10 protein-coding genes are annotated in these 15,895 nt (G+C 70.2%); 2 read left to right on the top strand and 8 right to left on the bottom strand.

Annotated features, from left to right (window positions below):
• Positions 1 to 58: 58 nt before the first annotated feature.
• The 3 genes from DPQ23_RS10475 to DPQ23_RS10465 all read right to left on the bottom strand — a co-directional run bounded on the left by DPQ23_RS10475 (position 59) and on the right by DPQ23_RS10465 (position 3,721).
• Positions 59 to 424 (bottom strand): PepSY domain-containing protein, encoded by a 366-nt coding sequence (locus tag DPQ23_RS10475; RefSeq protein WP_112874648.1) that lies wholly within the window; start codon positions 422 to 424, stop codon positions 59 to 61.
• 817 nt (positions 425 to 1,241) lie between these two features.
• Positions 1,242 to 2,105, bottom strand: a complete 864-nt coding sequence (locus DPQ23_RS10470; protein WP_112874647.1) for a dienelactone hydrolase family protein — start codon at positions 2,103 to 2,105, stop codon at positions 1,242 to 1,244.
• Positions 2,090 to 3,721, bottom strand: coding sequence for an alpha/beta hydrolase (locus DPQ23_RS10465; RefSeq protein ID WP_240602630.1), 1,632 nt, complete (start codon positions 3,719 to 3,721; stop codon positions 2,090 to 2,092). Before DPQ23_RS10465 ends, DPQ23_RS10470 begins: the two co-directional genes overlap by 16 nt.
• Positions 3,722 to 4,255: 534 nt before the next feature.
• Here DPQ23_RS10465 and DPQ23_RS10460 point away from each other — a divergent pair.
• On the top strand, positions 4,256 to 7,150 hold the full coding sequence (locus DPQ23_RS10460) for an erythromycin esterase family protein (protein WP_240602628.1): 2,895 nt from the start codon (positions 4,256 to 4,258) through the stop codon (positions 7,148 to 7,150).
• Positions 7,151 to 7,579: 429 nt separating this feature from the next.
• On the opposite strand, the gene DPQ23_RS10455 is transcribed toward DPQ23_RS10460, so the two are convergent.
• The 3 genes from DPQ23_RS10455 to DPQ23_RS10445 form a co-directional block, all read right to left on the bottom strand.
• Positions 7,580 to 8,800, bottom strand: a complete 1,221-nt coding sequence (locus tag DPQ23_RS10455; protein WP_112874645.1) for an acetate/propionate family kinase — start codon at positions 8,798 to 8,800, stop codon at positions 7,580 to 7,582.
• Positions 8,797 to 10,227, bottom strand: coding sequence for a bifunctional enoyl-CoA hydratase/phosphate acetyltransferase (locus DPQ23_RS10450; RefSeq protein WP_112874644.1), 1,431 nt, complete (start codon positions 10,225 to 10,227; stop codon positions 8,797 to 8,799). Before DPQ23_RS10450 ends, DPQ23_RS10455 begins: the two co-directional genes overlap by 4 nt.
• 108 nt (positions 10,228 to 10,335) lie before the next feature.
• Positions 10,336 to 12,138 (bottom strand): PHA/PHB synthase family protein, encoded by a 1,803-nt coding sequence (locus DPQ23_RS10445; protein WP_240602626.1) that lies wholly within the window; start codon positions 12,136 to 12,138, stop codon positions 10,336 to 10,338.
• Between the two features lie 200 nt (positions 12,139 to 12,338).
• Here DPQ23_RS10445 and DPQ23_RS10440 point away from each other — a divergent pair, with 200 nt between their 5' ends.
• On the top strand, positions 12,339 to 12,914 hold the full coding sequence (locus DPQ23_RS10440) for an exopolysaccharide biosynthesis protein (protein WP_112874642.1): 576 nt from the start codon (positions 12,339 to 12,341) through the stop codon (positions 12,912 to 12,914).
• A gap of 117 nt (positions 12,915 to 13,031) precedes the next feature.
• On the opposite strand, the gene DPQ23_RS10435 is transcribed toward DPQ23_RS10440, so the two are convergent.
• Positions 13,032 to 13,952 (bottom strand): AEC family transporter, encoded by a 921-nt coding sequence (locus DPQ23_RS10435; RefSeq protein WP_112874641.1) that lies wholly within the window; start codon positions 13,950 to 13,952, stop codon positions 13,032 to 13,034.
• Positions 13,953 to 13,955: 3 nt separating this feature from the next.
• A complete protein-coding gene (locus DPQ23_RS10430; RefSeq protein ID WP_112874640.1) occupies positions 13,956 to 15,836 on the bottom strand; it encodes a bifunctional sugar phosphate isomerase/epimerase/4-hydroxyphenylpyruvate dioxygenase family protein in 1,881 nt (626 codons plus the stop codon).
• Positions 15,837 to 15,895 lie beyond the last annotated feature (59 nt).

The following is a 15,895-nucleotide window of genomic DNA, read 5'->3' as shown; positions in this document are numbered from 1 at the left end:
GGGGCTTTGCACTGTCCCGGCGGCGCCGCTGAGCAGCGGCGGCCGCCGGTGGCGGGGTTCAGTTCGCCGGGGCGGCCGCGGGCGCGGCCGGGGCCGGGGTCGCCGGGGCAGTCGCGGTTGCGGTCGCGGGTGCAGGTGCGGTCGCGTCGCGGGCGAAGGCCTCGAGCTTGGCCTTGATGACATCCAGCGTGGCCGGGTCGATCTTGGCCTCGATGGTGTTGCCGCCGGTGTCGGTCACGTTGAGCTCGTAGCAGCCGTCGTCCATCTCCATGGACGAGATCGTCCAGCCGTAGTCGTTGGCCAGCTGCGCCACGGCTTCCCAGGACTGCCTCTGTTCGGGCGAGACCGGGCAGTCGTCGTCGGCCAGGGCCATGCCGGCCGGCAGCGCGGCCACAAGGGCGAGGGTCGCAAGCATCCGTTTCATCGCTGGTTCCTCTCGTGTTGCGGTTGTCGGATGAGGCGACTGTGTGCGCTGTCGCTGACGGGGGGCTGAACCGGCCCGGACGGTTGCGTCAGCTTGCCGTCAGCAACGAAAAAGGCCCGGCTGTCGCGGGCGGGGCCGGGCCGGTGGGGGCGGGTGGCGGGGCGGTGGCGGGGCGGGCCCCTTCGAGGCCGAAGCCCTCTGGATGGACTTCGTCCGCTCACCCAAGGCCTGCGGCCTTCGACTGGCGGAACGCAGGGACGCCAGCGGGCACGACGTGCTGGCCTGCATCGCCCTGGGCCCGGCCAAGGTGTTCAGGGCACCATCCCAGGCCGCGCCCGTGGCCGGGAAAGTCTCTCATGCTCTCCGAAGTCGCGCCTGGACGAAGGGCCCTTGGCAGGTCAGAACGGCTGAGCCAAGAGGCGCTACCTTGGTGCTTGCCAGCGTGCCGGCAGCAATGCGCTTCCGATGGTGCCGACGTTCATGGCGCGCATCCCGCAGCGCCTCTGCGCGGCACCGTGCCGCTGCATTCCTCCTGCTTCGGCAGAGCGGCGTTCGAGGTCGAGCCTCTCTCCCGCGGCACATTCGACGAGGATAACAGGACATCAGAAACCTCGGGATGCCGATGGACCCACTGCCCGGCCTTTCGCCCCAAGCCGGCGGTGCATCTCTCCAGCATCGGGAGGTCGAACCCGATCAAACAGCAAGCCCCGGCGCAGATCTGCGCTTGCCAGGACGCAGCCCGCTTGTGCAGCCGCCAGCGCGCCACACCCAAGCCGTCCGCAGCAGGCCTGACCGAGCCATGGTCCAGGGTCTCCGCTCACTTCGCAGCGGACAGGAAGGCGTCGATCGCCGCGGCGGCACGATCACGCAAACCCGCGTCGAACCTCAGTGCAGAGAAGGTGGCGCGGTCCTGCTGGTCAAAGCCGTGATCGGCGTCCGGCAGGACCTCGACTGCGACCCGCGCGCCCCGTTCGCGCAGACGGGCGGCCATGCTCTCGCAGTCGGGGGTGCTGACGATCCGGTCCTCGGCGGCCAGAACCATCAGGATCGGAGGCGCGCCGGTCCAGTCACCCGCATCGGCGCCGTTCAGCAGCCCGCAGTAGGGATAGAGCAGAATGACCGCCTCCAGGTCCCGCAGCAACTGGGCCGGAGGGGCTGGCCAGTCCCGAAGCGCGGGGGAAACCTCTCCGGTCACGGCAAGGCGCAGGAACTCCATCGTCGCCCATCCGCCATGCGAGGCCCCCAGCACGACCCTGCCGCCCGGCGGCAGCGCCGGATCGGCCAGTGCGACGGCCAGATCGCCCGCACGCTCTGCACCGGGCAGGGCCTGTCCCGCGCAGACCAGCCGCCATGCCTCGAACCGGTCCAGACCCCGGGGGCCGTGACTGTCGAGGATCAGCGTCCGGTATCCGCGGCCTGCAAGCCGGCCGGCCCAGAAGTCCATGTTGTCATGGACCCCGTCGCAGCCCGACAGCACCACCGCGCCGCCGGTCTCGGGGGCGCCCAGGGCCGGCGGCCTGACGCGCCAGAAGGGCTCCAGTTGCGCCCGGCGTTCGGCGGGCGTGTCGGGCGCGACGGTCAGCCCCGCCCATTGTCGCCAGGTATTCGCCCCTGTCATCACCAGCAGCAGCAACAGAAGGGCCGCCGTGGCGACTCCCGCGCGCTTCAGCCGTTGCTGCATCCCTGCTGGAACCCCCCGTCGCAATGCGCGGCCAGGCGGGCGCTGTCCGCGGGGGTCCAGCCCTCGGGATCGGTCAGGGCCACCCAAGGGCCGATATAGTCATGCGCGTAATAGCTGTGGCCATAGCCCGCGGGGGCATTGGTGGCCAGGATCATGTCCACGACCAGCTGAAACTGCGTCACCAAGGGGGTGAATCTGAGATCGGGCGAGACGTCCGGGGCAGGAGGCTCGCGCATCCAGGCCGGCGCCCGCCAGAGCGAGGCAGGCTCGTAGAAGACGATGGGATCGCTGGAATACTGAAGGAACACCAGCCGCATGTCGCCCCAGCCGCCGGGGCCGCCCGCGTCGCGGAAATGGCTGGCAAAGCGGATCAGGCGGCCGTCGCCCACCTCCGGGGCGACATGGGGGCTGCCGGGCTTGCGCTTGGCCGTCGCTTCGTTCCAGCGCGCCGAGGGAAAGGGCGGGCCCGCCCAGAACGCCCCGTTGATGGGATTGTCGAGCAGCGCGAAAAGGTCGGTGCCATACATCGACGCCCAGGCCCCCAGGCTCAGCCCGTGGATATAGAGCCTCGGGCGGCTCTCGCGCGGCAGATCCCGCCAATGACCGTGGATCGTGCTGATCAGCGTCCGCGCCTGATCCAGCCCCGCCCGCGTTTCCAGCAGCAGCGCCATCGGCGATTGCAGATAGGAATACTGGACAGCCACCGTCGCGATGTCGCCCTGGTGCATGTACTCGACCACGTCGAAGCTGCCCGGATCGAGCCAGCCGGTCCCCGTCGGCAGGGCGACGATCAGCACCTTGCGCTCGAAGGCGCCAAGCCGCTGCAGCTCGGCAAGCGCGCGGTCGGCGCGCTCCTGCGGGCTGTCGGCCTCGGCAAGGCCCACATAGACCCGGATCGGGTCCAGCGCGGACCTGCCGGAGAATCCGGCAATCGCGCGGGCGTCCGGCCCCTCGGTGACGAAGTCACGCCCCGGCCGCCCCATCGCGCCCCAGTCGATCAGCGAGGCCGCGCTGCCCGGCATCTGCGGGTCCTCGGGCGAGGGGGGCGCGGTGTCGAACAGTTCCTGCGCGGTGGTGAACGAGCGGTCCATCCCCTGGATCACCCGGTCCAGAACGCCGTCGCGGGTGACGATCACCAGCGCAAGCGTCAGAAGCAGCAGGCCCGAGACATTGGCCGTGCGCCGCGGCATGTGCCGGTAAAGCCGCGCCCGCAGGCGGTCGAAGGCCCATTGGATCAGGGCGCCCCCCAGCATCAGCAGCGTGAAGACCAGCAGCGCCACGACCGCCATGCTCGGCACATCCACGCTGTCGAGCAGGTCCATGCCCATCCGGCTGCGGATGCCGTTCTGCCAGTCCCGCGCCCGCGCGAGGCAGAAGATCAGGAACAAAGCCACCGGAACGCCCGCCAGCAGATGCACCACCGTGGCGGCCTGCCCGCGCAGGACCGGCAGCTCGACCGCCCGCCACAGCGTCTGCAGCAGCCGCCCGATCATGTAGCCGAGCGCCGCCACCAGCCCGCCCAGCACCCCCTGGACGAGCCAGCCGCGCGGGATCAGCGACGGCGTGAGCGAGGCGGCAAACAGCGCAAGCCCCAGGTAGAGCGGGAAAAAGGACATTTTGAGAAACCGTCGCCGATCCATGCAGCCCGCCTGTCGTTCACCTGCCGCAACCTTACCCGATTTCGGCGCAAGCGAAAGGAAAGGAGCGAGAGGACTGGACGGGGTGCCCGGGGCGCTGTTGCGCAAGGTCCAGTCCCCGCATGCCGCGGGTTCCGGCATGGAACGGCCGCGTTCGAGAAGGGAAGCCAGCCCCCCGCGGTCGGCTTGCCGCCGGGGATCGTCTCGACGATCTCAGCGGCAGGGACGCAGGCTCCGGGCGGTCTTGTCGGCCAAGGCGACGATGACCCGCAGCACCGCATCAGCCCGCGGTGCCAGGGTCCGGTTGCGGTGCCGTCGCACGCCGCACGACCCCGGTCGCGCCGACCACCAGCAGGCGCCCAGGCCCGGCCCGGACGCCGGCCCCCTGCCCGTCACGCAGCCTGCGGAACTCTGTCGTCGGCAGCAGGTGATCTTTAGCCAAGGTCCATCACCCGGGCAGCAGAAGCGATCTGTTGCACCCTCATCTGCACGAGGGCACGCAAAAGCCGGACTATGCACCCCTTCATGATGCAACGGATCACCTGTTCCTGCAGGACATGCGGTGCAGTTCACCCGCATGGGCGGGGCGGCGATTCCGGGTCCAGGGTCCAGGGTCCAGGGTCCAGGGAGACCATCGCGGCAAGGCCGTGCCTCCAGCCGATTCCTGTGATAAACTCGATCGTGGAAGACCTCCGGCGTCATGGCCCGTCATCAGAAAGGACCATCGCACACGGGAGCCATGGGATGGTGAAAGGCTGGCAGGATTTCAGATTTTCCGATCGCGCCGAGGCAGGGCGGATGCTTGGAACGCATCTTGCCGGGCTGTCCCTTGATCGGCCCATCGTCTATGCGCTTCCCCGCGGCGGGGTGCCCGTCGCGCTTGAGGTGTCGCGCGCGCTGAAGGCGCCGCTCGATCTCATCCTTGTCCGCAAGATCGGCGCGCCGGGTGCGCCCGAGCTTGCGCTCGGCGCCCTCGTCGACGGGGCCTCACCGCAGATGGTCATCAACGAAGAGGTGCGCCGGCACACGCGCGTCACCGACGACTATCTTCAGAACGCCCGTGCGCGGGAACTGCGGGAACTCGAGCGGCGGCGGGTGCGCTACCTGGGCCAGCGGGGGCAGACCGATCCCAGGGGCCGCACCGTGATCATCGTGGATGATGGCCTTGCGACGGGCGCGACGATGAAGGCCGCCCTGATCGCGATGAAACGGCAGGGGGCGGGCAGGACCTGTGTTGCCGTCCCGGTGGCCCCCGCCGATGTCGCCGCCGAGATGAGGACGCTTGCCGATCTGGTGGTCTGCCTCAACCCGGCCCCGGTCTTCTACGGCGTCGGGGGCTTCTATGACGATTTCCACCAGCTGAGCGACGAGGAGACCGTCTCGCTTCTGCAGCAGGGATGGTCCGACAGCGCCCGGGCAGCATCGCCGCAGGACGACGTCTCCCGACGGCAGGTGGCCATTCCGCCGCTGGGCCTTCCCGGCGAACTGACCGTCCCCGAAGCCGCGCGCGGCCTGGTGCTGTTTGCCCACGGCAGCGGGTCAAGCCGGCTGAGTCCGCGCAATCGGGCTGTCGCGGATGACCTGAACGCCTGCGGCTTTGCGACGCTGCTCTTCGACCTTCTGACCCCTGCCGAGGCCGCCGACCGGAAGACCGTGTTCGACATCGCGTTGCTGGCCGAGCGGATTGTCGAGGCGGTTCTCTATTCGGCCGGCGAGCCGGACGTCTCGGACCTGCCGGTCGGCCTGTTCGGGGCCAGCACCGGGGGCGGTGCGGCGCTGGTCGCGGCGGCGGAACTGACCGGCAGGATCGTCGCGGTGGTGTCACGCGGCGGCCGCCCCGATCTCGCCGGCCCGCGCTTGCAAGATGTCGGGGCGGCCACCTTGCTGATCGTCGGGGGCGAGGATCACCCCGTGATCGCGGCGAACCGGCAGGCCCTGGCGGCGCTGCGCTGCGAGAAGCAGCTGGAGATCATTCCGGGGGCGGGGCATCTGTTCGAGGAACCCGGAACGCTGGACGCTGTCGCACAGCGCGCGTGTGCCTGGTTCGAGCGTCACCTGACGCCCGCCGAACGCCGCGCCGCGGGGCCGGTGCAAGCGGCGGCCGAGCCCGACTCGCTGCTGTCAACCCTGCGCCGCACGGTCCAGCCGCTGCCCGAGCCGGAGGAGCCCGGTTTCGCCGCGGCCTTCGACCGCTATGGTTCGGCGCGTGTCGTGCTGTTGGGCGAAGCCACCCACGGCACGTCCGAGTTCTATCGCGCCCGCGCGGCCATCACCCGGCGCCTGATCGAGAACCACGGCTTCACCATCGTCGCCGTCGAGGCGGACTGGCCCGACGCGGCCGCGATCGACCGCAGCATCGACCCGCGGCCCCGGCCCGCGCCCCGCACGCCCCCCTTCACGCGGTTCCCGACATGGATGTGGCGGAACCGCGAAGCCGCCGATTTCACAGAGGTCCTGCGTCGGCACAATGCCCAGGCCCCCAGGGATAGCCGCGTGCGCTTCTACGGTCTCGACCTCTACGGGATGAACGCCTCGATCGCCGAGGTTCTGGGCTATCTCGACCGTGTGGACCCCGAGGCCGGGCGCGAGGCGCGGGCGCGCTATGCCTGCTTCGATCCCTGGACGCGCGAGTTGGCGGGTTATGGGCGCGCAGCACTCAGCAGAGGGCATGCGGTCTGCGAGGAGCAGGCCACCCGAACCCTGATCGACCTGCTGCAAAAGGAACTGCACTATGCGCAACAGGGTGGCGACGACTTCTTCGACGCGGTCCAGAACGCCCGTCTTGTTGCAGATGCCGAACGCTACTACCGGGCCATGTATCATGCCTCGCGCGAGGCCTGGAACCTGCGCGACCGGCATATGTTCGACACGCTCAAGCACAGTCTCGACCGCGCCGGACAGGACGGCAAGGCGGTGGTCTGGGCGCACAACTCGCACATCGGGGACGCGCGCTTCACCGAAATGGGCACCACACGGGGCGAGTTGAACCTGGGGCAACTCTGCCGCGAAGCCTGGGGCGAAGCCGCGGTGCTGGTCGGCTTCGGCACGCATGCGGGCACCGTCGCCGCCGCGTCGGAATGGGATGCGCCCGTGGACATCAAGACCGTGCGTCCGTCACGCCCCGACAGTCATGAGGCGCTCTGCCATGAAATCGGATACCCGCGCTTCCTGCTTCCAATGGGCCGCGATCTCTCGCCGTCCGTTCGCACAGCCCTTACGCAGCCACGGCTCGAACGCTACATCGGCGTCATCTATCGGCCCGAGACCGAACGCTGGAGCCACTATTCCGAGGCGTCCCTGGCCGAGGAGTATGATGCCTTCGTCTGGTTCGACGAAACGCGCGCCGTGACGCCTTTGTCGGGCATGGTGGGCACAGGTGACGAGGAAACCTATCCCTTCGGCCTGTAACCGCGTGGATGACGGGTTGGCCAGCCCCTGCTGAGGGCACTCTTTCAGTTGCATGGTGCCATGGCAGGGGGCGAAATCCGTGTTCCGCACGACGCCCGCCCCACGGTTTGCTCGACGGAACAGGAGGGATTTGCCGGAACGCTGCTGCACCGCGCCTTCGCCCTTCGGCGGGACCGTGCAGCGCGCTTGCGGCACCCCTCGCCACAGCAGCAGGCATCCGGGCGGCGAAACGCGGGCGCCGGGCCTACACCAGCGGCACGTCCGGCTTCGGGGTCCTGCTCTGGGCGCTTGATCAGGGAGTATTTCCCCTGAAAGCGACGAGGGCCGAGCCGAACAGCAAAGCCCGGTTCGTCAAACCCGGACCCTGATCTCATCGGCTGCTGCCCGCGTGTCGAGAGGCGGAGGGGCTGGCGGAGCCGGCCTCGCGGCTCAGCAGGCTGCGGCGGGTCCCCTGCCCGCCCGGTCCGGGTCCCGCAAGACCTCCTCGGTCCGGGATGCCGCGATCCATTCCTCGTTGGTCGGCTCGACGCCGACGATGACCCGGCTTGCGGTCGCAGAGATCACCGGCGCGTTGGCAAGGTTGGCCGCCGGGTCCAGCGCCACACCCAGAAATCCAAGCCCGTCGCAGATCCGCGCGCGGATCGTGGCGTTGTGCTCGCCGATGCCGGCGGTGAAGACCAGCAGGTCCAGCCCGCCGATCGCTGCCGTCATCGACCCGATCTCGCGCACGGCCCGGCGGACGTATAGCGCCAGCGCGTCGCGGGCCGCCTCCTCTCCCTCTCGGGCGAGAAGCACGCGGGGGTCCGAGGAGAGGCCCGACACCCCCAGCAAGCCCGAGTCGTGATAGAGAAGATGGCCCAGTTCCTCGGGCGAGAGCTTTTCGGTCTGCATCAGGTACAGCAGCGCGCCGGGGTCGATGCTGCCGCTGCGGCTGCCCATCATCAGCCCTTCGAGCGCCGAGAACCCCATCGTCGTCGCCATGCTCTGCAAGCCGATCATGCCGCACAGGCTGGCGCCGCTGCCCAGATGCGCGACGATCACGCGGCCGCGGGCCAGCGCGCCGTGACGCTCGGCCAGCGCGATCGACTGGTATTCATAGGACAGGCCGTGGAATCCATAGCGGCGGACGCCCCGGTCCCAAAAGGCGCGGGGCAGCGGCAGCATCTGCTCGACCGCCGGAACCGTGTGGTGGAAGGCGGTGTCGAAGCACGCCACCTGCGGAACACCCGGACGCTGCGCCAGCAGCTGGTCCACCGCCTCGAGGGCGAAGGGCTGGTGCAGGGGGGCCAGCGGAATATAGCCCCGCAGGTCAGCCAGGACATCGGAATCGACGCGCACCGGCTGAAAATAGCGCGCACCGCCGTGGACGATGCGATGCCCGATGGCCCCGATGGCGCGGTCGCCCCGGCGCTGGTCGATGCGGGCCCCGATATGGGCGAGCGCCGCGGTATAGGGCGCGGCAGGGTCCAGCGCGACCGGCGCCGGGGGAACGCCCGTCTCGCCGAAGGTGGGCGCAGGGCCGGTGATGCCGTCCACCTTGCCGTTCCACAGCGGCTTGCGCGCGACCGGCCGCGTGCGTTCGAACAGCGCGAACTTGATGCTGGACGAGCCGCAGTTGAGGACAAGGATCAGGTCGTCCGTGTCGCTCATGGGGGGCTGGTCCGGTAGCGATGCGCCAGCATCACCGCCAGCGCGCAGGACGCAAGCCGGGTGTCGCGGGCATCGGCGCGGCTGGTCAGGACGATGGGCACCCTGGCCCCCAGCGCGATGCCGGCGGTGTCGGCGCCGCCGAGATATTCAAGCTGCTTGGCCAGCATGTTGCCGCTTTCAAGATCGGGCACGACCAGGATGTCCGCCCGCCCGGCCACCGGCGAGACGATGCCCTTGACCTGCGCGGCCGCCGCCGAGACGGCATTGTCGAAGGCCAGCGGCCCGTCGAGGACCGCCCCCGCGATCTGGCCGCGGTCGGCCATCTTGCACAGCGCCGCCGCGTCCAGCGTGGCCGGCATGTCCGGCGAGATCGTCTCGACCGCGGCAAGGATCGCCACCCGCGGCGTCTCGACCCCCAGCGCGTGGGCAAGATCGACCGCGTTGCGGACGATATCGGCCTTTTCCGCCAGCGTCGGCGTGATGTTCACCGCCGCGTCGGTGATGATGAAGGGGCGCGGATAGGCCGGCGTCTGCATCACGAAGCAATGCGTGACCCGGCGCCTGGTCCGCAGGCCCCCCTTGGCGGCGATCACGGCGCCCATCAGCTCGTCGGTGTGCAGGCTGCCCTTGACCAGCACCTCGACCGTGCCGGCGGCGGCCAGTTCCACGGCCCGCTCGGCCGCCGCGTGGCTGTGGGGGACGTCCTCGATGGCGATGCCGCCCAGGTCCAGCCCCGCCTCGGCCGCGACGGCCTCAAGGCGGGCACGCGGGGCGACCAGCACCGGAACGATCAGCCCGGCATCGCGCGCGTCGATCACGGCCGACAGGCTGAGCGCGTCGCAGGGATGCACCGCCGCCGCCCGCACCGGGTCCAGCCCGCGCACAAGGTCGAGCAGCCGCGTGGTCCCGCCGTTGCCCTGCGGGGCCAGCCGGACCTCGGGCAGGCTCGTGCGCTGCCAGCGGCGCTTTTCGGCGGGCGCGATCAGATCGACGCGACCCTCGATGACCACCGTTCCCTCCTGGTTGGTGCAGCGGCAGGCAAGGCGCAGCCTGCGGGTGGCAGGGTCGCGTTCCACGACCTCGATCCTTGTGGCAAGGGTGTCGCCCGCGCGGATGGGGGCCAGGAAGGCCAGGTCCTGCCCCAGATGGGTCGCGCCCGGCCCCGGCAGCCGGGTGCCAAGCACCCCCGCGACCAGCGCGCTGGCCAGCATCCCGTGGCTGAGCCGCTCGGCCAGATGCGCCTCGGCCGCCGCGTCGGGATCGACCGCGCCGCCCCCGTTGAACCCCGTCAGCGCCGCCAGCAGCCGGATGTCGTCCCTTGTCAGCTTGCGCGTCATCGACGCGGTATCGCCCAGCGCGATCTCGTCGAAGGTCCTGTTTTCCAGGACGGTCGGGCGGGCGGCGGTCATCGGCCGGGTGTCGGGCATGGCATGTGGTTCCTTCCGCGGCCCAGTGCAGCGGGCTTCCTCGGCCGCGTCAAGGGCGGCTGGACCTGCCCGGGCCGCACCGCCGCCTGGCGGATGCCGGGGTCCGCGTCATCGCTGCAGGACATAGCTGCCGGGCGCATCCATGATCGGGGGATGGCGTGCGCTGCCCAGGGCCGGTGGCGCCACCCGGTCCGGGCCCGAACCGGCGTCGAGCCAGCTGGTCCATTCCGGCCACCAGGACCCGGGCCTGGTCGCCGCCGCCGCCAGCCAGTCCTCGCTTCCGATGACGTGATCCTCCCTGCGCTGGCGGGCCGCGCGATAGTGCCGGCGCGGATTGCCCGGCTCGCTGACGATGCCTGCGTTGTGCCCGCCGCTCGTCAGCACGAAGGTCACTTCGGTGTCGGCGAGATAATGGATCTTGTAGACGGACCGCCACGGCGCGACATGATCCCGCTCGGTGCCCACGACGAACAGAGGCACGCGGATGTTCTGAAGGGCGGCGGGGCGGCCATCGACCATGAAGCGGCCGGCCGCCAGTTCGTTGTCCAGGTAAAGCCGCTGCAGATACTCGCTGTGCATCCGATAGGGCATGCGCGTCGTGTCCGCATTCCAGGCCATCAGGTCCGTCATGGGCGTCCGCTGCCCGGTCATGTAGTCCTTGACCAGCCGCGACCAGATCAGGTCGTTCGACCGCAGAAGCTGGAAGGCGCCCGCCATCTGGTCGGCCGCAAGATAGCCCTGGTCCCACATCATCCCCTCCATCACCCGCATCTGGCTGTGGTCGATGAAGAGCGCGAGTTCCCCCGGTTCCGAGAAATCCGTCTGCGCCGCAAACAGCGTCACCGAGGCGAGCCGCTGATCCCCCGCGCCGCCCATCGCGGCGGCCGCGATCGCCAGCAGCGTGCCCCCCAGGCAATAGCCCGTGGCGTGGACCCTGGCCCCCGGCACGATGTCCGTGACTGCGTCCAGCGCGGCCATTACCCCCATCCGGCGATAGTCGTCCATCGACAGGTCGCGATCCTCGGCCAAGGGGTTGCGCCACGAGATGCAGAAGACCGTGTGCCCCGTCCCGACCAGGTGGCGGATCAGCGAGTTCTGCGGCGAGAGATCGAGGATGTAGTATTTCATGATCCAGGCCGGGACGATCAGCACCGGCTCGGCCCGCACCGTGTCCGTCGCGGGGGCATACTGGATCAGTTCGATCAGGTGATTGCGGAAGACGACCTTGCCGGGGGTGGTCGCGACATCCCTGCCCACGCGAAAGGCCTCGCTGCCCACGGGCGGCTGCTTCATGAGGGTGCGCCGGGAATCCTCAAGCCAGTTCCGCAGGCCCTGCACGAAATTCTGCCCGCCGGTTTCGATGGTGCGGGCGATGACCTCGGGGTTGGTGAACGGGCTATTGGAGGGCGAGAAGACGTCGAGGACCTGACGCGTGGTGAAGGAGACGATCTCCTCGTGATGCGGCGCCACCCCCGGAACATCGTGCGTCGCCTGGTGCCACCACTGCTGGTTCAGCAGAAAGGCCTGCGCCCACAGCGAGAAGGGCGGCTGCTGCCAGGCCTCGGCGCGGAAGCGGTTGTCTCCCGGCAAGGGCTCGATGCTGGGCAGAGGGTCCGCCCCGCTGGCCATGGTCGCAGCGTGCAGTCCCAGCCGGGCCGTCTTTCGCACGGCCTTCTGTGCCAGCTGCATCTGCTTTCCGGGCGCCATCAGCAGGTGCATCCACCAGTCCATGACCGCCAGCGACAACCCGACCGGCGACAAGCCGCCCGTGAGCCTGCTCGCCGCGGCCGCCTGGATCCGGTTCAAGGCCCGGAACGCCTCGGGCAGATCGTCGGCGTCGGATATGCCCTGGCGTTGCGTGGGTTCCGGCAGGTGCAAGGCCGCCCGGTCCTTGGGAGATATCTCGTTCAAGCGTCCGATCCCTGCTGCTGACGAAGGGCCCCGACGCCTGGCGCGACGTGCCACACGCCTCGAAAACGTCAGGCTCATCCTAGCGGTGCAGGCCGTCCGGTTCAACGCGCGGGACAATCACCTGTCCCCATGTCTTTGCAGTGCGCTACCATCTGACGCATCGGATCCACGATCATGTCGGCCAAGCAGGACGGGAAAGGATGACCGCCAAGGGGACGCTCACACAGGCTCTGGAAAATCTGCCGGAAGGGCAGCCCGTCACGTTGGGCGCTCTTCTTTCCGCGACGGGGTCGCGCGCGCATGGCGTCGCCCTTCTGCTTCTGAGCCTGCCCGAGGCCCTGCCGATTCCTGTGCCAAGCGCAGCGGCCTTTCTTGGCGTGCCGCTGGTCGCGATTTCCGCGCATCTCGCCGTCTTCGGCGAGGCGGCAACCCTGCCGCGCTGGCTGCGCCGCCAGGTCCTGCCGCACCGGCTGGTCGGGGTCCTGCGATCGCGGGTGGCGCCGGTCCTCGGCCGGGCAGAGCGGATGTCTCACCTCCGCTGGACGCCTCTGGCGGGGCAGGAGCGATTGCTCGGCCTCGCCTGCCTTTACCTGTCGGTCCTGCTTCTGCTGCCCCTGCCCTTCTTCAACGTCCCCCCGGCCCTCTGTCTCGTGCTGCTCGCCTGGGGGATGGTGCAGCGCGACGGCACAGCCGTGGCGGCGGGGCTTGCCGGCACCCTGGCGCTGACCGCTGTCCTGTTCGGGGTGATCCAGTGGGTCGGCCGCCTTGCCGGCTAGCGAACGGGCGTGGTTTCACGCGTCGGCCTGCCTTGCACCCGCGCGGGCGCCGGTCCCGGCCGCCCCGGCGGACGGGCTGCGGCCCGCGATCCTGCAGCCGCTGGTGTTTTCGCCCCTTCAGCCCGCCAGCCCCAGCCAGCGGGTTGCAAACCCCAGCGTGACAAAGCTCAGCGCCGTGGCGGCGACCAGCGCGGCGGCAGCAAGGCCCTCGGCGCGGGTCCGCTGGGCAAGGATGGGGAAGATCGTCAGCATCGGCATGGCCGCAAACAGCGTGGCCGCCGCCCTCAGCCCCGGGTCCGCACCGACCAGCGTCATCGCGCCGAAGACCAGCAGGGGATGCAGCACCAGCTTGCCCGCCGTCACCGCCAGGCCCGGCCCCAGCATCCCCGCCAGCGGCAGCGCCGCCAGCGTTCCGCCCAGCACGAACAGCGCCAGGGGCGCCGAGATCTGGCGCAGCAGGTCCAGCGCGCCCAGCACCTCGCCCGGCAGCGGGACGCGCGCGGCCGACAGCGCCAGCCCGGCGATCAGGGCGATCACGATGGGATTGCGGACCATCCCCGCGACGGTCGCGCGCAGGATGGACCCCGCCGTGCCCCCGCCTTGCAGCGAGGTCCCCAGTGGCAGGATGAGCAGGTTCTCGACGATCATGCACTGGGCCAGGAACAGCCCCGCGGCCGGCGCGCCGAAGATCCCCTGCGCCACGGGATACCCCATGAAGCCGCTGTTGGAGGCCGCCACCCCCAGGCCCAGCACCGCCGCCCGGTCCAGGGGCAGGCCAAAGCCGCGGCGGCTGACCAGAAGGGCCAGCGCAAAGGCCGCGAGCGAGCCGAGCGCATAGCCCGCGACGTAATCCGGGCGGATGATCTCGGCCAGGGGCGAGCGGACGAAGCTGGCAAGGATCAGCGCGGGCAGCGCGACCCGGATGACGACGTCGCCCAGCGTCCGCAGCCCCCCGGCAGGAACATAGCCCGTGCGCACCGCCAGAAAGCCCGCCCCGATCACCAGAAAGATCGGGCCGTTGATCGACAACAGGTCCAATCGTCAGAACCGGGGCATGGCCGGGCGGCGCAACATCCGTTTCTGGGCGGCGATGCGGAAGGGGGCATTGGGGGCGCCATAGCCGTCATAGCCGCCGCGGCGCTGGCAGATTTCCAGAAACAGCCCCTCGGGGGTCGCCGCGCCGTAAAGCTGGAAGAACTCGCCCCCTTTCGCATCGCAGTCGTACAGGATGTTGGCGGCCCGCAGCCGCGCCGTCAGGGCGGGGTCGAGGCCCAGGCGCGCCTCGAGGTCGTCGTAATAGTTCTCGCCGATGCGCAGGACCGGGAAGCCGCGCGCCTGCAAGGCGTCGGCCGTGGCAAAGATGTCGTCGCTGGCCAGCGCGATGTGCTGGACGGCCGAGCCGAAGCTTTCCTCGTGGAAACGCCCGGCCAGCGTGCGCCGCGCCTGGCTGCCGTTCAGCGTGACCCGCAGGCCCCCGCTGCGGATCGCCTGGCTGCGCACCAGGCCATCGGGGTCCACGACGTCCAGCATGGGGGCGCGCTCGGCCGCCAGCAGCGTGGTGTAGAACAGCGACCAGCTGAGCATCTCGTCATAGGCCATGGTCTGCGCGATGTGGTCGATGCGGGTCAGCCCGGCGCCGGGCGCGGCGGGGCCGGTGCGGAAGTCCACGTCCCAGATGCGCCCCAGATCCTCGCCCGCGTCCAGCAGCCGCAGCATGCTGCCCCCCACCCCCCGGATCGCGGGGATGGACAGTTCGTTGCCGGTGACGGCCTGCTCGTGCAGGGTCGCCCCCAGCGCGCGGGCGCGGGCGAATGTGCCGGCGGCATCGGGCACGCGCAGGCCGATCTCGGCCACCGTGGTCCCGTGGTTGACAAAGGCGGTGTGGGCAAAGCCCTCGGTCGCGGTGTTGACCAGGATGTTGACGCCGCCCTGGCGCCAGACGGCCACCGGCTTGGACACATGGGCGCCCGCCCGCGCAAACCCCGCGGCCGACAGCATCGCCTCCAGCGCCGGGGCCTCGGCGGCCGAGGTGGCGAACTCGATGAACTCGACGCACTCGGCGGCGCGGGGGGCGGGAAAGGCGGGCAGGTCCACGGCGATCTGCGGCTCGGCCCGGCGCACCGCGTCCAGCGCGGCTGTCAGCGACCGATGGCCGTCGCGCGCGATGCCGCGCGGCAGGCCCTGGCGGAACTGGTCGTTGAAGATCTCGAGGCTCAGGGGACCGTCGTAGCCGGTGGCCAGAACGGCGCGCAGGAAACGGGTCACGTCCAGGTCGCCCTCGCCCGGCATGTTGCGGAAATGGCGCGACCAATACAGCAGGTCCATCGGGATCGCGGGCGCGTCGGCCAGCTGGACGAAGAAGATGCGGTTGCCCGGAATGCTGCGGATGGTGTCGGGGTCGATCCCGCGCCCCAGCGTGTGGAAGCTGTCGAGGATCAGCCCGATGTTGGGGTGGTCCGCGCGGCGCACGATTTCCCAGGCGTCGCGGTGGTCGTTGACGTGCCGGCCCCAGGCCAGCGCCTCATAGCCCACGCGGATGCCGCGGCGGGCCGCGATGTCGCCCAGTGCGCGGAAATCGGCGGCGGCGCGGTCGATGCCGCCCAGCGAGTCCGCATGAACGCTGGAACAGAACAGCACGAGATCTGTCCCCAGCTCGCCCATCAGGTCGAACTTGCGCTCGGCGCGGGCAAAGGCGCGGGCGCGCTGCGGCTCGGGCAGGGTCTCGAAGTCGCGGAAGGGCTGGAACAGGACGATCTCGAGCCCGTGGTCGCGCACCATCCGCGCCACCTCGCGGGGCGAGATGTCCTCGGCCAGGAAGTCCTGCTCGAAGATCTCGATGCCGTCGAAGCCGGCGGCCCGGATCGCGTCAAGCTTGTCGCGCAGCGTGCCCGAGATCGACACCGTCGCGATGCAGGTCTTCATGTCGCGTCTCCCCTGGCCAACGGGGCCGAGTGTGCGCGGGCGACGGCGTAACTGCAAAT

Source organism: Paracoccus endophyticus, from assembly GCF_003286075.1.
Taxonomy (GTDB): Bacteria; Pseudomonadota; Alphaproteobacteria; order Rhodobacterales; family Rhodobacteraceae; genus Paracoccus; species Paracoccus endophyticus.
Note: the sequence above shows the minus strand (reverse complement) of the source record. Positions and strands in the feature narration are given on the sequence as shown.